The sequence below is a fragment of the Trinickia diaoshuihuensis genome (genome assembly GCF_003390925.1).
In the GTDB taxonomy this organism is placed as follows: Bacteria; Pseudomonadota; Gammaproteobacteria; order Burkholderiales; family Burkholderiaceae; genus Trinickia; species Trinickia diaoshuihuensis.
In genome coordinates this window covers 51,046-73,606 of sequence record NZ_QUBS01000090.1, presented here as the reverse complement: position 1 = coordinate 73,606, position 22,561 = coordinate 51,046, and the positions used below count along the sequence as shown (strand labels likewise).

Below are 22,561 nucleotides of genomic sequence, written 5' to 3'. Positions count from 1 at the left end.
GCCGGCGGCCGGTGGCTGGCGCCTGTTAGCTCTTCGGCGCCGTGCTCACTTGCGTGCCCAGCGTCGTGTCGAGGAACAGCGGCGTCGTGCGCGGCGCGCTCGAGAAGTCGAACATGCCCTGGATGTTGCCGGCCGTGGCGTCGAACGAGCCGCCGCCGATGCGCTGACCGCCGAGCCAGTTGTCCTCGATGAAGCGGACGACGGACGCTTGCGAAATCGGCGTGTGATCGACGTAGTTCTTCTTCGCATACGGCGAGATCACGACGAACGGGATGCGCGTGCCCGGGCCGCAGCGGCCGTTCACGGGTTGGCCGTTCAGGCCGGCCGGAGCCGTACCGGTGCCGCAGATGCCGTTGCCGTTCAATTGATCGCCGCTCGAGAACGATGCCGACGTCGGCGTGGCGTACTGATGGTCGTACCAGCCGTCCGAGTCATCCCACGCGACGATCACGGCCGTGTTCTGCCAATCGGGTTGTTGCTCGAGGAAGTTGACGACCTTCGTGACGAACGCTTGTTCGTCGAGCGGGTCCGAGTAGCCTGCGTGGCCGTCTTGATACGCCGGCGCTTTCAGGAAGCTGACCGACGGGAAATTGCCGGCGCTGACGGCGGCGAAGAAATCGTCGGAGTCATACTGGTGGTTTGCCGGATCGACCGTCGACGTATTGGGCACGTTCGTATAGCCGACCGAGGCCATCGACGTCGGACGCGCGTGCGTCGGGTTCGCCGTCGACTGGTAGTACTGGAACCAGTTGTGGTGCGGGATGTAGTCGGCGGTGGCGGAGCCGACGACGGTCGAGGTCGTGCTGCGCGCGCAGCCCGTCGTGCCGTTGCTGTTCGTCGTCGCGAGGTTGAAGCCGCCCATGAAGCCGCCCCACGTGATGCTCTTCGCGTTCAGCAGATCGCCGATGTTCTTACCGAGCATCATCGCTTGGTCGGTCGTGCTGGAGCATGTATCGATCGGGTCGACGTCGTTGATCATCGTCAGGCCGCCTTGACCGTCGGCCGTGTAGTACGAGCTGCGCGACGATTTGATGATCTGCATGCCGTTCGTTTGACCGGAGATCACGTTGAGCGCGCCCGGCGTGGACGGGCCGTACACGTCGGTGTACGCGTTATCGCTCATCGCGTAGTTCTGCGCGTAGTTCCACAGTGCCGTCACCGTGTTGCCGTCGTAGTAGCCCATGACTTGACCGGTCGTGCCGAACGCGCCGGCGCCGCCGCTCGATCCCTTGCCCGTGTATTTCGGGAAGAGGTCCATGGCGCCGTTATCGTACGCTTGCTCTTCGGCTGTGTAGGCGTGGTTCTGGTCGGCCGTTGCCGCTTGCGTGCGGTCGAGGCGGAACGGGTTCGATGCGCCCGCGCCGTTGGCGGCGTTGGTCGAATTCGGGTTGGCCGTCAGGAGCGTGCCGCTCAAGCCGTTGACCGACGGCGTGCCCGCCGCTGCCGTGAAGGCGGGCTCGCCGGCCGGGTTCGTCGCGTTCGGGTAGGTCGCGAAGTAATGGTCGAACGAGACGTTTTCGCCGTAGATGACAACCACGTGCTTGATCGGCGTGGCCGTCGCGAGGGCGTCTTGCACGGAGACCGCGGCTACGCTCGAGGGCGTCGACGAGTTGCTGCTGCCGCATGCGGCGAGCACGGCGAGCGCTGCGGCGCCCACTGCGACGGGGAGAAGCTTACGGCGAAACATGGGGACGAACTCCTGGTTGTCGTCGCCGCGCCTCGCCCGCGAGGGGCGTCATTCGATCCCGAAAGAATGACAGCGGGGGAAAGTGCGGTTGACGATGGTTATTTTTCGGAAGGACGGCGCATTGGACCATGCGAGTGTTAAGCGTCCGCGACACATAGCTTTCGGCTCTATTTCAATGGCTTTCGATTTCATTAGACGTTATTCGATGAAGGGGCGGCATTCGGGCGGGCGTGCGCGGCGGCTAGGGGCGGAAGGGGGCGCAAGCGGCTACGGTATGATGTGCATCGTCATCGGCTCGACGCCGGCAATGCATAGCAAGGTGAGGTTATGAAGCTTTTCGAGGCGCTCGGATTCGAATGGGATCGCGCCGCTATTCCGACCGACATCCCACGGTACTCGATCGAGCGAGTCTGCTTCCGTTTCCATAAGATGCTTCCGGAATTCGTCTGGGATGCAGGCGTTCTCGAGGGCAATCCTTTTACTTTTCCGGAAGTCAAGACGTTGCTGGACGGAATCACGGTGGGCGGTCGCCGCATTTCCGATCAGGAACAGATTCTGAACTTGGTCGAGAGCTCAAAGCTACTGCTCAAGCTTGTGAGGAGCGGGCAGTTCTGTCTGGACAAGCCGACTTTCGTGCATTTGCATGGCCTCGTCGCCCGCAACGAAGCACTTGAGTGGGGGCATTTCAGAGGCGAGGGCGATGAATGGCGCTACACCCCTGACGTCGGTTTGGGCGAATTCGGGCGCTATACACCGCTGCCTACTATCAAAGGCGGAGCAAATTTAGATGAGGTGTTTGGCCGAGGTGTGGCAGCGCTCGACGAAGACGTGCCCGACGCCTTCGAAAAGGGTGCGGCCTTTTTCCTCTTCGGGGCGCTGCAACAGTTCTTCTTCGACGGCAACAAACGCACGTCGCGGTTCATGATGAACGGCGTGCTGATGTCCCATGGAATCGATGCCATAAGTATTCCCGCGGCGAAAGCGCAGGTTTTCAATGAAAAGATGATCCGGTTCTACCAGAATCGTGACGCGACGGAGATGCTGCGGTTTCTCGTCGAGTGCCATCCTGAGGCGAAGTAAGGCCGTGACTCGCGGTTGCTGACGCCTGACATACGCGCGCCGCAATAAAAAAAGCCAGCCGGAGCAACTCCGGCTGGCTTGATACAACGTACTGCTAAGCGTTGTTCTCGCCGATTGCTCGGCGAACTTATTAGAACTTGTGACGCAGGCCCAGAGCCACGAGCTCTTGCGAGTTCGTGCCGGCGTAGCCGTACGAGCCGATCGACGCCACTGCGGGTGCGCCGCCGGTCGTATTGCCGCTCGCGTGTTGATACGCGCCGACGAGGTAGACGTCGGTACGCTTGGACAGGTTGTAGTCCGCGCCCAGCGAAGCTTGATGGTACTTGGCCGACGAATCGCCGCTCGACTTCATGTACGTGTAGCCCACGCCGACCAGCAACGCTGCCGTTGCTTGATAGTTGAAGAAGCCGCTACCCGAGTTGTACTTCTCGGTCGAACCGAACGTCGAGAAACCGTCCGGCTTGTACTGCGCGTTGCTGTAGCTCAGACCCATCGTGAACGGGCCGACCGTGTATTGGCCAGCGACGCGCGCGATACCGATCGACTTCGCCGTTTCGTAACCATCGTTGATCGGATCGATGTCGAACGGGCCGTCCGACGTGCCGCCCCAGGCCGTGCGACGGTTGGTCAACGCCGACAGCGTATTCGTGTTGTCGGCATGGAAGTAGCCTGCCGCGAGGGCGATCGGGCCGTTGTTGTACGCTGCCGCGAGCGACCACGTTTGGCCGGAGCCGGTCGAGCCCGCCACACCGCCGAATGCATACATCGCTTCGGCTTGGAAGCCCGCGAATGTCGGCGAAACGTACTTGACGGCGTTGTTAGTACGCGAGCTGTTGTCGTAGTTGTCGACGTCGCCCGGCGTGGCGAACGCGCTGCCGAAGTAGTTGTCGGCCGTGATCCCTTGGACCATATCGACCACCGGGTCGTATTGACGGCCGAGCGTCAACGTACCGTACGTTTGGCTCGTCAAACCGACGAACGCTTGACGGCCGAATTCACGGCCGCCCTGATTGAGGTGGCCGTTCGCCGGATCAAAGCCGTTTTCCAATTGGAAGATCGCAGCCAGACCGCCGCCCAGATCTTCTTGACCCTTCAATCCCCAACGCGTGCCGGCCAAGTCGCCGCCGCTCGAATTGCCGAGCGCCCAGAGGTTCTTGCTACCTTGCGCGTTATGCACGTACGTAATCGAATCATCGATCACGCCATAAAGCGTCACGCTCGATTGAGCGTGCGCAGCACCGGCAGCGCCGAGCAGGGCGAGCGAGAGGGTTGACAAAGCGATTTTTTTCATCATTTCTCCACGCGAAGCGATTATTAGAAGTTGCGGAAAGGAGAATAGCGCAACGTGGTGGAAACAACGAACGGGAAAAAAAGGAGTGTCGTCAAAAGGAAACACGTCCGCCGGATTCGCGTAAAAATGGCATATACGATTATTGTGGCGTTTGAAATACTGAATTGGCGAAAGTGCAAAATTGCGACGCAACGACGCAACTTTTCCCAACGGCTGGGCATCGCGCACCGCGCGGGTTCGCGGAACGCGCGACAAAGCGGCGTGCCTTGACGATAGCAGTGCGCCCATGCACATCCACGGCTCGCGATGCGCACTGGGTGTCGCACATTGGGCGAGTGGACAAACTCTATTGGATATGTTGTGCCGCCCGGCGCACGCTAATCATCAGCCTTATCGTTCGCTCCGCGCAATTGCACCCGACCGTGACGGCGCCCTCGTGCCGCGGCATATTCAGCACCGAGCAACAAAACGGCGGCCGAAAAGTACAGCCACATCAATAGCACCGCCAGCGATCCCGCGGCACCGAACGCATTCGAAAGTCCGGCATGCGCGAGATAAAGCGCGAAGATCTTTTTGCCCGCAGTGAACAGCAATGCGGCGACGATTCCGCCCGTCAATGCGTCGTGCCATGCGACACGGGCATCGGGCAAGAACTTGAGTAACGCGGCGAATGCGAATGCAAGCACCACGATGCCGAGTACGAGTTGCAGGATATTGCCGATGACGACGAACGGGGTGCCGCCGAGCAGCCAATCGCCGATATAGGTCACGACGGTGTCGAGCACGAGCGAGACGATCGCGAGAAACGCGACGCCCAGCACGAGGCCGAACGAAATCAATCTGACCTTCACGAGCGCGAGGACGCTCGAGACGCGCGTCGAGGCGTCGGCCGGCCAGACGACCGAGAGCGCCGTGTTCAGCGACGCGAACGTCGCCGAAGCGCCGAGCGCCAGGGCCGCGAAGGAAATGACCGCGGCCATTCCGCCCGAATCGCTGTTCGAGTGCGCATTGGCCACGATCATTTGGACGGCCGCGGCCGCTTCGTCGCCGATCAGTAAGTGCGCGTCTTGGAAAATTTGCCCACGGATCGCATTGGCGCCGAAGAACCAGCCTGCCACGGCGATGACCATGACGAGCATCGGTGCGAGCGAGAACGCCGAGTAGAAGGCGATGCCCGCCGCCATCGTCGTACACCGATCGTTGCCGAAGTGCTGCACCGCATCGATGGCGCAAGCACCTTCCGAACGCGCGGCGCGCGGCAAGCGACTCAGCGAAAAGGAACTCATCCATCCACCCCGTAGGTTCGCATCCCTAATGCATACGAACGTTGCAGGCCGCATGCCTGTTCGGCCGCGAGACGCCGTGCGCGTCGACCCCGTGCCGGGTGGTGCCGCGTGCTCGACCGAGCGCGCTTAACAAAAATTACCGGTGCCGGTCGCACATCTCGTCTAGAGTGCAGGATTGTCCCCTAATTATTCGAGCGGGGGGCGGAATCTTCGAATCATGCAACGCGTCAATAACCGGAAGCGGGGGAAATATGGAACACGGCATCATTGCTTGGCTCATCATCGGCGCTATCGCCGGATGGCTCGCGGGCCTGCTCGTCAAGGGCGGCGGCTTCGGCCTCTTCGTCGACATCATCGTCGGCATCGTCGGCGCCTTCATCGGTGGCTGGCTCGCCGGCATCTTGCACATATCGCTCGGCAACGGCTGGATCGGCTCGATCATTACCGCCGTCATCGGCGCCGTCATCTTGCTGTTCGTCATACGCTTGTTCAAGCGATCGTAGCGCGCCGCGATCGGCAGGTGGCCGGTTTCGGCCGGCTCGTCCGAAGGCGCGCCTCGCGCGCGGTCAATTGTCCGCTTGCGTGCGCTGACGCTTGAGCGCGGCGCGGGCGAAAGCGACGAAGCGCTGCGTGACGACATCGTCGCGGCCCGCCTGCCATGCGAGCCCGACGCGCCAACGCGCGTGCGCCCCTTGCAGCGTGAGGACCGTCGCGTCGCGCAGCAGGTAGCGCATGCGCGAAGGAACGAAGGCAACGCCCACTCCGGCCGCGACCGTTGCCAGCACGGACTGTACGTCGTGCGCCTCCTGCACGATGCGCGGGATGAAGCCGCGCTCGGCGCACCATCGATCGACCTGATCGGCCGTACCTGCCTGGCGCGCGCGGGTTAGCGAGACAAAGCCGATCTCGTTGAGCACCTTCAGATCGGCCGGCAGCCGCTTGATCTTCGCTTCTTGCGGGATCGCGAGGGCGAGCGATTCATCGATGATCGGCACCGTGGCGAGTTCGTCGCTGCCCGACATGCGCATGAAGCCGACGTCGAGCGTTCCCGCCAGCAGCCGGCGCGTTTGTTCGGCCGACGACAAATCGACGAGCGAGACAATGACGTTCGGATGCGACCGCCGGAAGTCGGCGATCAGGCGTGGGGCGATCGTCAGCACGGATAGACATAGGCCTACGCGCAGCCGGCCGCGCTTGCCGCCGCTCGCCTCTTTCGCGCGCAACAAAATGTCGTCGGCGTCGCGCACGAGCGCGGCGGCATCGGGCAAAAAGTCTGCGCCGAATGTCGTCAACTGAGCGCCATGTCTGCCGCGTTCGAAAAGCCGCGCGCCGAGGCTCGTCTCGAGCGCACCGATTTGCTTGCTCAGCGCCGGCTGACTCGTGTGCAAGGCATCGGCCGCGCGCCCGAAGTGCTTGAGTTCCGACACGGTCAGAAACGCGCGCAGTAGTTTGAGATCCATTCGTTTCAGGAATCGAATCGGTAAAAGCATTCATTTTACTAATCGAATGGCCGGCGCTCCAATAGCGCTATCCCATCGCCGATTCCTCCATGCCATGTCGAGCCATTCCGTTTCGCCTCTGCGTGTTGCCGCGTTGCCGTTTACCGCGGCTTGCGCCGCCGGACGGCAGCCGCCGTTCGGCGCGATCGCCGAGCACTTGAGCGCGCTTGCCCGTGACCGGGTGGGCTTGGCGGTGTTTCCCGAGATGAGCCTCGTCGGCGCGGCCCGCGTGGAGAGGCTTCGGCGCGCGGAACTCGAAGCGCTTTCGGAGCCGCTCGACGGACCTTCGATCGAGGCAGTCGCATGCGCCGTGGAAACGACCGGCGTGGCGGCCGGTGTCGGTTGGGTCGAGCGGGCGGACGATGGCGCGCTCTACAACAGCTACGTCGTTTGCATGCCCGGCGGCGCGCGGCATGTGCACCGCAAGGTGTACTCGATGGAGAGTCCGCATTTACAGAGCGGTGCGCGGTTCGAGGTGTTCGATACGCCGTGGGGGATCAAGATGAGCATCTTGATCGGCGCGGACAACTACATGCCGGAGAATGCGCGCGTGACCGCGCTCAAGGGCGCGACGTTGCTCGTCGCGCCGCATCGCAGCAGCGCGGGGCGGACCGATGCGTCGCCCGATCCGGCGTGGTTCGCCCGTTCGATTCCGGCTCGCGCCGGCGACAATGGAATGTTCGCCGTGCTGAGCGATGCGCAAGCCGCGCGCAAAGGAGCGTGCACGCCGGGCGTGGCGTTGATCGCCGACCCGTGCGGCCAGGTCATCGCGCAAGGCGAGCGCCCGCAGCGGCCCGTGGCGACGGCGTCGATCGATCCAGCCCTCGCGCAACACAGCGACGCACGCCGCTGGCTCGCCGCGCGCAGGCCCGAACTCTACGCGTCGTTGAACGCGTCGGAAGCGCAACCCTCGGGCGATGTGCGGCCGTGGCCGCAACCCGAGCGCGAGGCCTGCGCGCGCGGATCGGTAGCGGTGAGCTTTGCGGTCGTCGGCAGAAGGCGGCCGCTGCGTTAGCGGCTATCGACCATGGGCGACACCCGGGCGCCGGTCGCTGCGCAAAAGTCCGTAAATAGCTCCGTCCGATATTTCGCCGTCGATGATCCAACGCTCGCGCAGTAACCCTTCCTTGATGAAGCCGAGGCGCTCCAGCACGCGTGCCGACGCGGTATTGCGCGGGTCGATTTCCGCTTCGATGCGATGCAAGTTCAACGCGTCGAACCCGCAATCGACAGCAGCTTGCGCGGCTTCGGTCATATAGCCGCGGCCCCAGAAGGGGCGGTGCAAGCCGAAGCCGATTTCCGCGTGTCTGGAGACCGGGTCCGCGTTGAATAGGCAACAGGTGCCGATCATTTCATGCGTCGCCGCGAGATCGATGGCCCAAAAGATCTCGGTTTGCGTCGCCGAGCCTTGGATACGGCAGGCGACGTAATCGACCGCTTGCTCGTAGCGCTTCATGACGGGAAACGACCAGTAGCGCATGAATTCGGTATTCGAATACATCGCGAACATCGCGCCGGCGTCTTCCGGTCGAAGGGGGCGCAGCGTGAGACGTGCGGTCGTGAGCGTGGAGACGTCGGGTAGCGGCATGGGAATGCAACGGTGCGAGTGGGTCGATGTGCGGCAGTGTATTGCCTTCGGCATTCAAGCAAGCGGCGGTGCCAGGGGCCGGCCGCTCGCGCGGCGCTCAACGCACGTCGAGGTAGGCAATTCCCTTGCCCGATACGGCCCAGATACGGCGGCCCGTCACTGTTACCTCGCTGTTGACGAGTTCGTTCGGCATCACGTAACGCCGCCAATGGGCGCCATGGTCGGTGCTGACGTGAAGCTTGGTGCGAAATTCCCCTTCCGACGCGATCATTTCATTCTTATCCCATGTTTCGACCGCGAGCAATTCGGGCGTCGCCCAGGCACGACCCGCGTTCTCGTTGCTTGTCCAAACCGCGGCGGCAGCCCCGTCTTTGACGGCATAAAGGCGTGCGCCGGGAGCCGGATACGCGCCGCTATCGAGCAGCGCATAGAGCGTATCGCCTTGGGCGAGCAGAAGATTGACCCGGCCGCGCAGTTGATCCGCGTTGCTCAACAACGTGGCTGTTTTCCCGGTTTCGTCGATTTGTACGATCGACTTGGCTCCGTCGTCCCGCCCTTGTACCAGGTTGACGGCATGGGCCGTGATCGCGGCGTTCCATCCGAACGCGGCAATGCCCTCGCCCTGCGTCAGAGGCGACCACGTTCGCGCGTCGTCGTTCGATAGGAAGATTCGCGTCTTCCATGCGTCGAACGAGTCGTCGAGGATATCGGTCACGAGCAGCAAGTATCGGTGAGGGGCCGGGAATGCGAAGGTGCAGGACGCTCGCTGCGTGCACGCAGTGGGCAGTTTGATCGTGGACCACGTACGGCCGCGATCGGTTGATCGTGCGTATGAAGGCTCGAATGAATTAAGGCTGTCGCCGCTATAGGTTTCGACTTCGGCCACCCTGTCATCCCCGTGGCCGCCGAGGATGTGCGTTACGCGCTGCTCGTCATCCATCTTGACGAGCTCGCATTTCGCGTTGCGCGCATCGCATTCGTACAAAGGATTCCCAAGGGGGCCCGACGTCGGGGGCGACATGAGACGCACCAGATCCCAGCGCATGTTGACTCCGACGTAGGCGTTCTCGCCATCCGCCCAGAGCCGAAAAACATCGTGGGCGTGATTGCGATCCGCGCTGTTCGCGAACGCATAGGTTGTTTGCCCGGCGAATTTCCACGGTCCGCAGGCGCCCGTCCGCAATTCGCAGTCGAGCACGGGCTGCGGTTGCTCGGGGGCGGTGATGCTCTCTGCGCGGGACGGTGCGCTTGCGGCGAAACATGCGGCCAGCAGGAGTGTCGAGAAGACGGTGAAACGTACGAAGGGTAATCGGCTAAACAATGTCATGAGCGTGACCGGAAGTGGTCTTTAGCGGAAAACGGGTGATCATTCTAAACGCGCCCGTATACCTTCATACGAGTTGCTCGACGGACGCAAGCCGCGCACGTCAGAAATATTCAGTGGACATTCAGGACATTCGACTTATTCTCTTTTAGGGTATCGGTACTGTTCGCCGGTGTGGGCGGACGCCAATCGCGCCGCACGCAACGGCGGATTCAATAAGGAGAAAACGATGTCGACCGAGGCAAAATGCCCTTTCAATCATGGTGCCGGCGGTGGCACGACCAACCGTGATTGGTGGCCCAAGCAATTGCGGCTCGATCTGTTGAGTCAGCACGGCGTCGCATCGAATCCGCTCGACGAGCGATTCGACTACGCGCAGGCATTCCGTAGCCTCGATCTGGCGGCCGTCAAAAAAGACCTGGCGGCGCTGATGACCGATTCGCAGGATTGGTGGCCGGCGGACTTCGGCCACTACGGTCCGCTGTTCATTCGTATGGCCTGGCACAGCGCCGGCACCTACCGGACCGGCGATGGCCGCGGCGGCGCGGGGCGCGGGCAACAGCGCTTCGCCCCGCTCAATAGCTGGCCCGACAACGGGAACCTGGATAAGGCGCGCCGCTTGTTGTGGCCGATCAAGCAAAAATACGGACAGAAGATTTCGTGGGCCGACTTGCTCATTCTGGCCGGTAATGTGGCGCTCGAAACGATGGGCGTCAAAACGTTCGGTTTTGCAGGGGGGCGCGAGGACACTTGGGAGCCCGATCTCGATGTGTACTGGGGCAACGAGAAAACGTGGCTCGCCGGCGACGTCCGGTACGGCAAGCCCCCGCTGCCCGGCCAGAACGTGGCGGCCGACGAGGCGCGCCGCCTCGAGAATCCCCTGGCCGCGGTTCAGATGGGACTCATCTACGTCAACCCGGAGGGGCCGGACGGCAATCCCGATCCGTTGGCCGCGGCATACGATATCCGCGATACGTTCGCCCGCATGGCCATGAACGACGAGGAAACCGTCGCGTTGATCGCCGGCGGCCATACGTTTGGTAAGACGCATGGCGCGGGGCCCGCCGAAAACGTGGGACCCGAGCCCGAGGCCGCGCCGCTCGAAGACCAGGGTCTCGGCTGGAAGAATGCGTTCGGGACCGGCAAGGGAGCGGACGCGATCACGAGCGGATTGGAAGTCACCTGGACTGCCACCCCGACGCAGTGGGGCATGGGATTCTTCGAAAACCTCTTCGGCCACGAATGGGAGCTGACCAAGAGCCCGGCCGGTGCGCATCAATGGGTGGCCAAAGACGCGCCCGCGACGATCCCGCATGCGCACGATGCCTCGAAGAAGCTCACGCCCACGATGTTGACGACGGATCTCGCGCTGCGCTTCGATCCCGCGTACGAGAAGATCGCGCGTCGCTTCATGGCTCATCCCGACGAATTCGCCGATGCCTTCGCTCGCGCTTGGTTCAAGCTGACCCACCGCGACATGGGTCCGCGCGCGCGTTACCTAGGCCCGGAAGTGCCGGCGGAAGAATTGATTTGGCAAGATCCGATTCCGGCGCGCGATCACCCGCTGATCGACGAGAACGATATCGCTTTGCTCAAGCAACAGATTTCGGCATCGGGTCTTTCCGTGGCGCAACTCGTATCGGTTGCGTGGGCGTCGGCATCCACGTTCCGCGGCTCCGACAAACGCGGAGGCGCGAACGGCGCGCGTATTCGCCTAGTCCCTCAGAAAAGCTGGGAGGTCAATCAGCCGCAGCAATTGGCCGCCGTCCTCGAGGTGCTCGAAGGCGTTCAGCGCGCCTTCAACGCCAAGCAAGCGGACGGCAAGAAAGTGTCGTTGGCCGATCTGATCGTGCTCGCCGGCGGCGTGGGCATCGAGCAGGCGGCGAAGAACGCCGGCCGCGACGTCACGGTGCCGTTCATGCCGGGGCGGATGGACGCGTCGCAGGAACAAACCGACGTACAGTCCGCCGAAGTGCTCGAACCGCTGGCGGACGGCTTCCGCAACTACGTGAAGCGTGGCGTGGCTATTCCGGCCGAGGATCTGTTGATCGACCGCGCGCAGTTGCTGACGCTGTCGGTGCCGGAGATGACGGTGCTCGTCGGCGGTCTACGTGTGCTGAACGTTCGTGCCGGCGACGACGCCCACGGCGTCTTCACCGAGCGGCCGGAGGCGCTGACCAATGACTTCTTCCGCCATCTGCTCGACATGGGAACGCAGTGGGTTCCGACATCGAGCGAGCGTCAAACGTTCGAGGGGCGGGATCGGAAAACTGGCGTGCTGAAGTGGACCGGCACACGCGTGGATCTCGTTTTTGGTGCGAATGCGCAGTTGCGAGCGGTCTCCGAGGTTTATGCAAGCGACGACGCGCGCGAGAAGTTCATCCGCGATTTCGTTGCCGCTTGGGTCAAGGTGATGAACCTGGATCGTTTCGATCTCGCGTGAGTCGACGCAGTTACCGATAGCGCTCCGCGCAGGGTCTTCCTTTCGCGGGGCGCAGTCTTTGCCTCACCGCATTCGATCAGACGATCACGTCGTGCAGTTGCCTCATGCCCTTTTCGAGCCACGCCATCAGACTGAACGATTCACCCGCGCCGTGCTCGGGCGGCGTCATCAGTTTCTCCTCCAAGGCCCGATGTTCCGTCAACGCCCGGCACATGGTTTGCCCGAGTTCCGGTTTGCGGCCGATTAGCGGCGTGAGATCGGCGCTCGTCAGACGATAGACGGTGACGGCTGTCAACGCTCGCACGGTCGCGTGTAGTTGGATGCCCGCGAGTATGACGGATTGGCCGATGGCGTCGCCGGGCACCATACGGCGCACTTCGGTGTCGCCGGCTGCCGTGGGTACCGTAACGGAGGCGACCCCCGAGTCGACGATGGTCAGTACGCGCTCCTCGGCATCGGAGGTGTAGATCACTTCGTCTTTGTCGTAGCGGCGTTCGGTGAGCGCGCTTTCGAGCATCGCGAGATCGTCGTCGCTCACATGACGGAAAAGCGCCACCGACCGCAGCAATCGGCGCCGGTGCGAGACGAGCTCCACGGGGGCAGGCGGTACCGCAAGCGCCCGCAAGCCGACTCCCGCCGCCGACAGATGACGATGCACGAGGTCGTACAGTTCGTTTTGCACGACGATCTTCTTGCGCAGCGAGTCGACATAGCCGACGAGTTCGTATTCGATCGCATTCGTGCCGAACGTCTTGACGGTGACGAACGGCGCGGGGCTCTCGAGCACCTCGTTCGAACTGACGGCTGCGCGCTCCAACGCCTCCAATACGATGGCGGGCCGCACGCCGGGGTCGATGTTCAGTACGAGCGTGATGCCGTGCGTCTTGGGCGGCTCGCTCAGATTGACGATCGTCGCTTTCGCGGCGACGCTGTTCGGCACGACCACGAGGTTGCCGAGACTGTTGATCAGCTTCGTCGCCCGCCAGTTGCTCTCCACGATGCGGCCGTCGAGGTCGCCGATGCTTACGACGTCGTTCAATTGGAACGGCCGCGATGTGCTGAGCACTAGCCCGGAGAACATATCGTTGAGCGTGTTTTGAATCGCTAGGCCGAAGATGACGGCCATCGCGCCGGAGGTGGCGACGAGTCCGCTCACGGGCAGTCCGAGCACATAACCGGAGGCCGCGACGACGGCAGCGCCGAAGATGACGCCGGCGGCCACATCGTGAAAAAGCCGCTGCGTATGCCAAGACGCGGGCAGCAGCAAGCGGTCGAGCAGCAAGGTGACGAAGCGTGCGGCCTGTAGCCACCAGCCGAGCGCGATGGCTTGCAGCGCTAGACGCTCGAGGCGGCCGGGGGCGGAGGGGACCGCGAGCGGGCTTAAGTTGTTGCTGTAGAGGAGCCAAGAGAGCGCGGCGAACATCGCACAGCGCCACGCCGTCTCGAAGGTCGAATTTCGGCGAGCGGCCAAGCGCCATACCGCGAAATCGGCGATCAGAATCGGCACGCCCCATAGGACGGCTTTCGATAGAGTGGACATGGAGGTAGCGCCGGCGCGAGAAAAGGAACGTTGTGAGAGGCGAAGCGAACGACGCCGCTATCGCTGCAAGACGATGGCCGCGGCGTCTTGCTCGCGGGGCAGGGTCTGCGCTGCGGGCGGCGTGTGCCAGCCTCCGCCGAGCGACTTATAGAGCGCCACGAGCGCGAGCGCCGTGTCTCGATCGGTCTGCGCGAGCTTGTCGTCGGCCTTATAGAGCGAGCGTTCGGCGTCGAGCACCGAGATGAAGTCGGTCAGTCCCTGCCGATAGAGCCGCGTGGCGAGGGTCACGGCATCGCGGTCGCTTGCCGTCTCGGCGGCAAGCTGCTCGCGCCGTACACGCGACTGACCGTACGCGTCGAGCGCCGTTTCCACGTCGCGCAGCGCGTCGAGCACCGTACGCCGGTAGGCCGCCTCGGCTTGATCGGTCCGCGCCTGTTCCGCACTCACCGCGAAGCGAACCTTGCCGGCATCGAAGATCAACCAACGCACGCTTGGGCCGACCGCGAGGTAACGGCTGGGCGCCGTCAGCAGCGTCGATGCGTTCAAGCTTTCGAGTCCGGCCGCGCCGGTGAGCGAGAAGTGCGGATAAAGATCGGCCTTTGCCATGCCGATACGCGCATTGGCCGCCGCGAGCCGCCGCTCGGCAGCGCGGATATCGGGGCGGCGCTGGAGCAGGTCCGACGGCAGACCGATGGGGACGTCGGCGCACGGCGCCGGAATGGCGCCTGAAACGTCGAGGCGTGCGAGCAGATCTTCGGGCGGGCGGCCCAGCAATGCGCCGATCCGGTAGATCGAGGCGCGCGCGGTCTCGGTGAGCGCCGGCAATTCGGCTTGCGTGTCCGAAACCTGCGCCTGCGCGCGCAACACATCGAGGCGAGACGCGAGTCCCGCGTCGAACTGCGAGCGAGTGAGTGCCAGCGCGTCTTGCTGGATCGAGAGGTTATCGCGTGCGACTTCGAGGCGGCGTTGCGCGCCTCGCAGTTCGACGTAGTCGCGTGCGATTTCGGCGACGAGCGTCAAGGTCACGTCACCGCGCGAGGCGAGTTCGGCCTGATACGACGCATCGGCCGATTCGACGCCGCGGCGCGCCCCGCCGAATAGATCGATCTCCCACGAGGCGTCGAAACCCGCTTGCCAGAGATTGCCGTTGGCGCCCCGGCCTAGCCCGCCCGGTTGTACGCCGAGGGGGACGTTCGCGCTGCCGTGCGTGCGCTTGTAGGCCGAGCCGGCATCGACTTCCGGCAGATCGGCCGCGCCCGCGATGCCGCGCAGCGCGCGAGCCTCGCCCACGCGTGCTTCGGCTTGCTCGATATCCGGCGCTTGCCGCAGCGCCTCGTCGATCAACGCGTCGAGCGTCGGGTCTCCGAAGTTTTTCCACCAAGTATCGAGTTGCGCCGCGTGCACCGGATCTTCGACGCGCGCCGGCATCGCATGCCGCTCCACGTAGCGCGCGGGCATCGCGGCTTTCGGCGCGACATAGTCGGGCCCGACGGTGCAGCCCGCGAATACGGCGCCGATCGATGCCAATACCGCGGTCCCCAAGACACGAGAACGAGCCCGCCCTGACGCGCGCGTGCCCGCATACCTTGGGAAGGCCGCCACGCAAGCGGCAGCTAGTTGAGGAAACCGAGCCATCGCGGCTGCTCCCTGACGAAGATGCGCGTTTCGACCGACATACCGGGGGAGATCCAGCGCAACGCCTCGCCCGGATCGTCGAATTCGATCTTGACTGGAACGCGTTGCACTACCTTGACGAAGTTGCCTGTTGCGTTTTCCGGGGGCAGCAGCGCGAAGCGCGAGCCGGTGCCGCGCTGGATACTTTCCACGTGGCCATGCAGCCTCAGGCGCGGGAACGCATCGATGTCGATCGATACGCGTTGGCCGGGCCGCACGCGCGTGAGCTGCGTTTCCTTGTAGTTGGCGATGACGTACAAATGTCGCGGAACGAGCGACAGCAACAGTTGGCCGGGCTGCACGAAATTGCCCGCTTCCACGCTCTTGCGCGCCACGCTGCCCGCCTCGGTTGCGTAGATTTTTGTGTATGACACATTCAGCGCGGCTTGATCGAGGGCGGCTCGCGCCTGCTCGACGGCGGCTCGTGCCGTGGCGGCCTTCGAACGCGCGAGTTTCGCCTGCGCCTGCGCCCCCGCGATCCGGACCTGCGCCGCGAGTGTGGCGGCCCGCGTGCTCGCGGCCGCGCTTTTGCCTTCGTCGACGCGTTGCGACGAGATGGCGCGCATATCCGATACGGACTCCAGCCGGCTCAGATTGATCGCGGCTAGCTTCGCGTTGGCCTGCGCGACCTCCAGCTCCGCTCGCTGCTGCGCCACCTGCGCATCGGCAACGGGGATTTCATCGCGTGCTTCCTGCAATTTGCCCTCGGCGTCGGCCAAGCTCGCTTTGGCTTGGGACAGTTGAACCGCGTACTCGCGCGGATCGAGTTCCACCAGCAACTGGCCCGGTTTGACGCTGCTGTTGTCGTCTACGTGCAGCGTTTGCACGTAGGCTGGCACCTTCGGGATGATGGAGACGACGTGCGCATCGACGTAGGCGTCGTTCGTCGTCTGTGCGTAAAAGCCCGGCACGACGATATAGAGTGCGACGAGTATCAGCGCGGCACACGCCGATAAGCCGGCGATATGCCGGATACCGAGGGATGAATGCGTTGTCACGGCCATATGCAACCTGCTATTTGCCCTGGACAGGGGTGGGTGGGACGAGCGCGAGGGCGCACAGCGCGAGCACGCCGATCGCGGCCATGAATGCGAATGCATCGGCGTAGGCAAGTGTGGCCGCTTGACGAGCCGCTTCGTGTGCGAGCAGATGGACGGCGGCTTGAGCGGCGTCGAACGGCGTTTGCCCGCCGTGACCGACGAGCGCCGTTTGCATCGACGAGAGCCAGCTTCGCGTCGTGACGGAATCGGAGCGGACGTGCTCGAGAAGGCGCGACGAGTGTAGCGTTTCCCGATGCGCGATGAGAATGGTCAGCAGCGCGACGCCCAGCGATGCGCCGAACTGGCGAAACGTCATATAGAGGGAGACGCCGTCGAGCAGCTTGTTCTGGTCGATCCTTGCAACGGTGCCGCTGCCGACGGAGGGTAGGAGCGGCGCGAGGCAACAGGCGTAGAGCACGAGCGGCAGCACGAAACGCGGGCCCGGTGTGCCGGCGGTCATCAACTGGTGAAAGACGAGCATCGATGCGAGCAGCATGAGCAGCGAGATCGCGATCGTCTTACGCTGACCCACGCGGGTCACGAGCCCGACTACCGCGGGGCGCAGCCCCGCCGCGCACAGCGCGTAGACGCACATGATCTGACCAGTCTGGGTGGCGCTGTAAGTGTGATCGGCCAGGTTGCGCAGGAACTCGGGCAGCACGAAGACGCTGCCCGAGAGAATCATGCCGGTAAATACGCCCAGCACCGCCGAAGACAGCACATGGCGATCGCGCAGCAAATCCAGACATAAGAGCGGCGTGCGATTGGCGGTGCTCGCTTGCCACGCGACGAACGCAATGAAGGCGGCGGCGCCGGCGAACGCGAGCAAGCGCAGGTGAGCCGACCCGAACCAGTCGTCGATCTCGCCGCGGTTTAGAATGATTTGCAAGGAAACGAGCGCGATGGCGATCAATGCAATGCCGAGCCAGTCGGTCTCGATGACACGCCCCGACGCGGCCGGCGGCAGCGACGGAAAGTGACGCGAGAGCAGCCAGAGGGCGCCGCCCGCATAGAGCAGATTGGGCAAGAAGATCAAGCGCCAGTCGTAGCGGTCGGTGATATAGCCGCTCGCGAGCAGGCCCGCGGCGCTCGATAGATAAAGCACGGTCGATACGCGCATGAGCGCCGCGCTGCGCTGCGGCTTGGGCATCAGCACGTAGATGCTCGCGCGCCACCACACGACGAGACCGGCCCCCGCCAGTCCCTGAAGCGCACGGCAGAACAACATCGAATCGAGGCCGGGCGCGAGCGCGCAACCGATCGAGGCGACGGCGTACGCCCAAATCGTCGCGAGCAGGAAACGCTTGTAGCCGACGTGACCGGCAAGCCATACCGATACCGGTACCCCTAGGAACAGCGTGCAACTGTAGACGGTCAGCAGCCAACTGGCCTCGTCGGCCGAGACGCCCAGCGTGCCCGTCAAGTCGGGTAGCACGAGATTCATGCTGTCGAACGTGTAGAACTCCATGCCCGTTGCCAGGCCGAGGCCCAGCAGCAGCGATGAGTTCGCGGAGGCTGCCGGCGCGGTCGCGCCCGGCTCCGCGCTCGAGGACGCGGCGATAGGCCGGTTCAGGACGGGGTCGTTCATCGCGGATGCCTGGTGGTGGTTGGGGCGCCTTGGCGTGCTAGTCGTCCCAGTTCGATCCGAGGATCAATCCGCAGAAATTCCGGCGGCGATAGTTCGGGTCGTACCGTTCGAGGATATCCGCGTTGACCGTACCGAACGTGGTATCGGGGCGCCACACCATGCCTTGTGCGAATGCGGTGATGATGTGTTCCTTGAACTGCTCTCCGCGCGGAAATTCGTGAATGACGGCGTTGCGCTCGGCAAGCGTCATCTCGTCCGTGTGCATGCACAGCAACTCGGCTTGTACGCCTGCCGCGATCAACGAGGCGAGTGCGGTATGCGACGGCATGTCCGCATGAATGCCGAACGTCGTGTGCAGCGCGATTGCCGACCACGCTTCGGAAAGCATCTCCTGCGGCACGCCGTAGCCGGCGAGAAAGGCATGGACCGCGTTCGCGCCGTCGACCTCGAACCGCTTGCACGATCCGTGGTAGGCGGCGGTCAGTCCGATGTCGTGAAACAGCGCGGTCACGTAGAGCAGCTCCGAGTCGTGCACAAGCCCGCGGTTTCGACCGATAAGGGCCGCGAATAGAAAAACGCGCATCGAATGACGAAATAGGATTTCCGGTTTGGCGGCGCGTGCGGTCGCCAATGCGGCCTGTGCCATCTCGCTGTCCGGGATCGAAATGCCGGCGACGGTTCGGGTCATCGCAACGTCTCTTCAAAGTTTGATCAAGGGCGCCAGCGCATAGTGCCCGGGGCCCGCGATAGCGATCGTGCCGAATAGGATGAGCAGCATCCAAGCGAACTGCGCTTGTTCGACGGTCCACTCCGGATGCACGCGGGCGAGCGCGATGGCGGTGACGGCGATCACCGGAAGGGCGGCCAGGCGCGTCTCCCACCCGGCGATGATCAAGAGCGGACAGACGGCTTCGGCAAAAATCGCGAATCCGATCGTGAGCTTTTTGCCGAGGTGAAACGGGTCCTCGATGGCCGATTCTTGCGCGGCGAAGTGCCGGATTTTCGGCAGGCCATGCACGATCAACAGCAACACGCTTGCGCTGACGCGCAAGAAGAGCAACGCGATATCGGTGGTGTGGGTCATCGGGTGTTCCTCGGCGCAGGTGACCGTTCGCCTCGTCCTGCTTGTATCAAGACTACTGGAACCGCGTGCCGAAATCCTTGGTTAAGCCTGAAAGCTTCTTAAAACCCGAATGATTTGTCCTTGCGGGCGGGGCAACAGGAGTATTCAGAACGATTAAATTCGCGCGCCGAGTCCGCGTTGCTACGATGCAGTACGGAAATTGAAAGAGGTGAAGCGCAGCTACGTGCGAGGGCAAAAACATATGAACGAATTCGATCGTTGGGAGCAGATGCTCTCGCTGATTCACGCGCAGCCCGGCAAACCGCGGCCGATATTGCTGCCGCCTATCGATCCCGCGAGACGCCGCATTCCTAAGAACGGCGACGCCGGGCCGGCCGTGGCGGGCGTGCTGCTCGGCACGTCGGTGATTGCCGTCGAAAAACAAAACGCGCAGTCGCTGCTCGTCTCGTGGAGCGATTCGACGCAATGCCGCTATCTCGACCAGCGTTGGATTCGCGCCCAAGCCCGGCGAGGGGGCGTTTGCGCGTTGACGGGCCGCGCCATCCGCCGCGGCGACGCGATCTATAAACCGCAATGGCGCAGCCCGAATCGTCCCGCCAATTGCTTCGCGATGATCCTGGCGGCCGAATTGGAACGCGTGGCGATGCGCCCGGCCGGCGTACCGCCCTTGCTCCGCGCCGGCTATGTCCGGCAGGTTCAAAAAAATCGAACATTAGATTCAAAACATTTAAAACGTTGCGCGATGGCTATGCCGTAACATGTGCGCTCCGGCCGCGCCCGCCGTTCAATCACCGATCGATTTCCCGCTACACAGGTTCACCATGATCAAGATTGGACAATTGGATGTCTGTCTAGAGCACCGAGAGATTCGTTGCAACGGCGTGGCGTTGCGCATCGGCAGCCGGGCGTTCGATATTCTGGAAGTCCTCATTCGAGCCCAGGGCGCGCTGGTCTCGAAGGACGAAATTATGGCGGCGGTCTGGCCGCGCGCGGTCGTCGACGAGAACAATCTTCAGGTTCACGTGGCCGCCTTGCGCAAAGCGCTCGCATCGGACCGGGATCTCATTCGCACGGTGTCGGGCCGCGGTTACCGGCTCGTCCTCCCCGATCGTCTGCCGGTTCGTTCTCCGGCGGCCCTGTCGGTGGACATGGGCCTCCCGCGCCCCGCGATGCCCGTTTGCGCGCCGGTGCTGATCGGCCGGGACGCTTCGATCGATGATGTGGTCGATGCGTTGGATGCGACGAACCTCGTCACGCTGGCCGGCGCCGGCGGCATCGGCAAAACGAGCATCGCGGTGCAAGTCGCCAAGCGAATCGATACGCGGTTCGCGGACGGTGCGGTGTTCGTGCCGTTCGCGACCGTATCGGATTCGCGCTTCGCCGTCGACGCGCTCGCGAATGCCCTCGGCATTGCGGCGCCTGCCGGGCGGCTCACGATGGACGACGTCATGGCGGTCTTGACCGGCCGCCATATGCTGCTCGTACTCGATAACTGCGAACATGTCATCGAGGCGGCCGCGCAGATCGCGGCGGCGATCACATCGGCGAACGAAACGCTGTGCGTATTGACCACGAGTCGTGAAGCGTTGCGGATTCCGGGCGAAACCGTCTATCGCGTTCAGCCGCTCGATGTGCCGAAAGAAGGCGGGGCTGCCGAAGAGATTCTGCGCGCGAGCGCCGTGCGTCTGTTCGTCGATCGCGCCCGAGCGGCGGATCCGCGCTTCGTACTCGACGAGCGTGCGCTGACGGTCATCGGTCTTATCTGCCGCCGGCTCGATGGCATCCCGCTCGCCGTCGAATTGGCGGCGGCGCGTGCTGCCGTGCTCGGCGTCGAAGTGCTTGCGGAACACCTCGACGATCAGTTCCGGATTCTGTCCGGCGGCATTCGGACCGCGTTGCCGCGACATCAGACGTTGAAAGCGATGCTCGATTGGAGCTATCGATTGCTCGACGACCGGGAACGCGTGTTGTTGCGCTGGCTCGGCATCTTCATGAACGGTTTTTCGTTCGATGCGGCGTACCATGTCATCGCGGGGCGCGGCTTTACGCGCGCCGACGTACTGAACGCGCTGAGTGGTCTCGTCGCGAAATCGTTGGTGCAGCGCGAGAGCGAAGACGCGTGCACACGTTACCGGCTACTCGAAATCACGCGGGTCTACGCGTTGCAGCAACTCGAGGATCACGGCGAGCGTAAGGCTGCCGCGCTGGCCCACGCCAACTATTTCCGAGCAGGGCTGTCGCGGTTGCCCGCCCCGCATTCGGGGAGCGAGCAGGCTGCATGGTTCATGGCTTGCCGGCACGAGTTGGGGAATCTGCGCACCGCGCTCGACTGGGCGTTCTCGCCCGACGGCGACCGTGGCGTCGGCATCGCCTTGGCGGCGGTTGCGGTGCCGTGCCTGCTCGATCTTTCGTTGGTGGACGAATGCTGCGAGCGTGCACGCATCGCGCTCAACGCGATGTCCGCCCCGGCGGTGGCGCCGGTCTCCACCGCGAATCGCTTATCGCTGCTGGCGGCGTACGGGGCCGCGCTGTTCTATACGCAGGGGCCGGTGCAGGCTGTCGACGAAGTCTGGGGCGAAGTCCTGTCGCTGGCGGTCGCGGCGAGCGATGCGGAGTATGAACTGCGCGCGGTGTGGGGGCTATGGAGCGCCCACCAGTATCGGGGCGAGACGCGTGAGGCATTGAAGTTGGCGCGGCGCTTCGGCGCGCTTGCGCGAATGTCGGCTCGGTTCGAGCTACGCTTGACGGCCCAGCGAACGGAAGCGATCGCGTTGTTTTACGCCGGCGACCTGCGGGCCGCGCGCGCCCGGCTCGAGCAGATGCTGCCGGCCTACGCCTATGCGGACGAGCGCTGGGGCATTCCGGGTTTTCCCATCGAGGACGGCATCGTCGCGCGAACGACGCTCGCGCGCGTGCTATGGGCGGAGGCGGACGCCGGCGAAGCGCTGCGCGTCGCGCGATGCGCGCTACAAGCGGCGCTCGACTATGGGCGCGATGTCGTGCTGTGCCATGTCCTCGTCGAGGGGTTGGTGCCGATCGCGCTGATGAGCGGCGCGTTCGATTTGGCGCGCGAGGGCATCGCGCTGCTGCGCGCGCGTGCGACGCTCGGGGGCTTCGTCGTCTGGCTGGCCTGCTGCGACGGCTATGACGAATATTTGAGGTCCGTCGTCGATCCCAATCCCGCTCGCGCGCCCGCGTTCCGAGCCGCGCTCGACGCCGTGCGCGAAACCGGCTATCTCACCCCATGGACGATGCTGCTCGCGCAATACGCGCGTTTGCTGAGCGAATGCGGGCGCCGCGAGGAGGCGCGGGCGGCGCTCGAGGAAGCCATGCATCAGAGCGAGGGAACCGGCGGGCGCCGGCTGAAGGTCGAACTGGGCCGGGTGCAGGCCGACATCTCAGCTTGAACCGCGCCTCGATGGCCACCAGGCGGTTGC

General features: G+C 63.8%; 18 protein-coding genes. 6 read left to right on the top strand and 12 right to left on the bottom strand.

The window, feature by feature from the left end:
• Positions 1-25: 25 nt before the first annotated feature.
• A complete protein-coding gene (locus DXT59_RS28620; protein WP_116141650.1) occupies positions 26-1,687 on the bottom strand; it encodes a phospholipase C in 1,662 nt (553 codons plus the stop codon).
• Between the two features lie 327 nt (positions 1,688-2,014).
• Between DXT59_RS28620 and DXT59_RS28615 the strand changes: the two genes are divergently transcribed.
• Entirely contained in the window at positions 2,015-2,767 is a 753-nt protein-coding gene (locus DXT59_RS28615) for a Fic family protein (RefSeq protein WP_116141649.1), read from the top strand.
• Between the two features lie 130 nt (positions 2,768-2,897).
• On the opposite strand, the gene DXT59_RS28610 is transcribed toward DXT59_RS28615, so the two are convergent.
• Together DXT59_RS28610 and DXT59_RS28605 are read right to left on the bottom strand one after the other, a co-directional pair.
• Positions 2,898-4,058, bottom strand: coding sequence for a porin (locus DXT59_RS28610; protein WP_116142234.1), 1,161 nt, complete (start codon positions 4,056-4,058; stop codon positions 2,898-2,900).
• Positions 4,059-4,435: 377 nt separating this feature from the next.
• Positions 4,436-5,344: a YihY/virulence factor BrkB family protein gene (locus tag DXT59_RS28605; protein ID WP_116141648.1), complete on the bottom strand. Its 909-nt coding sequence runs from the start codon at positions 5,342-5,344 to the stop codon at positions 4,436-4,438.
• A 251-nt stretch (positions 5,345-5,595) separates the two neighbouring features.
• Here DXT59_RS28605 and DXT59_RS28600 point away from each other — a divergent pair, with 251 nt between their 5' ends.
• Positions 5,596-5,847, top strand: coding sequence for a GlsB/YeaQ/YmgE family stress response membrane protein (locus tag DXT59_RS28600; protein ID WP_116141647.1), 252 nt, complete (start codon positions 5,596-5,598; stop codon positions 5,845-5,847).
• A gap of 63 nt (positions 5,848-5,910) precedes the next feature.
• Here the strand turns inward: DXT59_RS28600 and DXT59_RS28595 are convergent, their stop codons facing one another.
• Entirely contained in the window at positions 5,911-6,804 is an 894-nt protein-coding gene (locus DXT59_RS28595) for a LysR substrate-binding domain-containing protein (protein WP_116141646.1), read from the bottom strand.
• A 94-nt stretch (positions 6,805-6,898) separates the two neighbouring features.
• On the opposite strand from DXT59_RS28595, the gene DXT59_RS28590 reads away from it, so the two are divergent.
• Positions 6,899-7,858, top strand: a complete 960-nt coding sequence (locus DXT59_RS28590; protein WP_116141645.1) for a nitrilase-related carbon-nitrogen hydrolase — start codon at positions 6,899-6,901, stop codon at positions 7,856-7,858.
• Positions 7,859-7,861: 3 nt separating this feature from the next.
• On the opposite strand, the gene DXT59_RS28585 is transcribed toward DXT59_RS28590, so the two are convergent.
• Positions 7,862-8,431, bottom strand: coding sequence for a GNAT family N-acetyltransferase (locus DXT59_RS28585; protein WP_116141644.1), 570 nt, complete (start codon positions 8,429-8,431; stop codon positions 7,862-7,864).
• A gap of 97 nt (positions 8,432-8,528) precedes the next feature.
• A complete protein-coding gene (locus DXT59_RS28580; protein WP_162878292.1) occupies positions 8,529-9,476 on the bottom strand; it encodes a sialidase family protein in 948 nt (315 codons plus the stop codon).
• Between the two features lie 508 nt (positions 9,477-9,984).
• On the opposite strand from DXT59_RS28580, the gene katG reads away from it, so the two are divergent.
• Positions 9,985-12,198 carry a catalase/peroxidase HPI gene (katG, locus tag DXT59_RS28575; RefSeq protein ID WP_116142232.1) on the top strand — a complete coding sequence of 738 codons (2,214 nt, stop codon included), beginning with the start codon at positions 9,985-9,987 and terminating at the stop codon, positions 12,196-12,198.
• Between the two features lie 76 nt (positions 12,199-12,274).
• Here the strand turns inward: katG and DXT59_RS28570 are convergent, their stop codons facing one another.
• From DXT59_RS28570 to DXT59_RS28545, 6 genes are all read right to left on the bottom strand, one after another.
• Entirely contained in the window at positions 12,275-13,738 is a 1,464-nt protein-coding gene (locus DXT59_RS28570) for a mechanosensitive ion channel family protein (RefSeq protein WP_116141642.1), read from the bottom strand.
• Positions 13,739-13,795: 57 nt separating this feature from the next.
• Positions 13,796-15,265: an efflux transporter outer membrane subunit gene (locus DXT59_RS28565; protein WP_162878291.1), complete on the bottom strand. Its 1,470-nt coding sequence runs from the start codon at positions 15,263-15,265 to the stop codon at positions 13,796-13,798.
• 86 nt (positions 15,266-15,351) lie between these two features.
• Positions 15,352-16,416 (bottom strand): HlyD family secretion protein, encoded by a 1,065-nt coding sequence (locus DXT59_RS28560; protein ID WP_162878290.1) that lies wholly within the window; start codon positions 16,414-16,416, stop codon positions 15,352-15,354.
• A 10-nt stretch (positions 16,417-16,426) separates the two neighbouring features.
• On the bottom strand, positions 16,427-18,040 hold the full coding sequence (locus tag DXT59_RS28555; protein ID WP_240324725.1) for a DHA2 family efflux MFS transporter permease subunit: 1,614 nt from the start codon (positions 18,038-18,040) through the stop codon (positions 16,427-16,429).
• A 37-nt stretch (positions 18,041-18,077) separates the two neighbouring features.
• Complete coding sequence (locus tag DXT59_RS28550) at positions 18,078-18,728, bottom strand: HD domain-containing protein (RefSeq protein WP_116141639.1); 651 nt, start codon at positions 18,726-18,728, stop codon at positions 18,078-18,080.
• 12 nt (positions 18,729-18,740) lie between these two features.
• Complete coding sequence (locus DXT59_RS28545; protein ID WP_116141638.1) at positions 18,741-19,124, bottom strand: DoxX family protein; 384 nt, start codon at positions 19,122-19,124, stop codon at positions 18,741-18,743.
• Positions 19,125-19,365: 241 nt separating this feature from the next.
• Between DXT59_RS28545 and DXT59_RS28540 the strand changes: the two genes are divergently transcribed.
• Positions 19,366-19,881 carry a DUF3331 domain-containing protein gene (locus DXT59_RS28540; RefSeq protein WP_116142227.1) on the top strand — a complete coding sequence of 172 codons (516 nt, stop codon included), beginning with the start codon at positions 19,366-19,368 and terminating at the stop codon, positions 19,879-19,881.
• Between the two features lie 64 nt (positions 19,882-19,945).
• Complete coding sequence (locus tag DXT59_RS28535; RefSeq protein WP_116141637.1) at positions 19,946-22,531, top strand: ATP-binding protein; 2,586 nt, start codon at positions 19,946-19,948, stop codon at positions 22,529-22,531.
• Positions 22,532-22,561 lie beyond the last annotated feature (30 nt).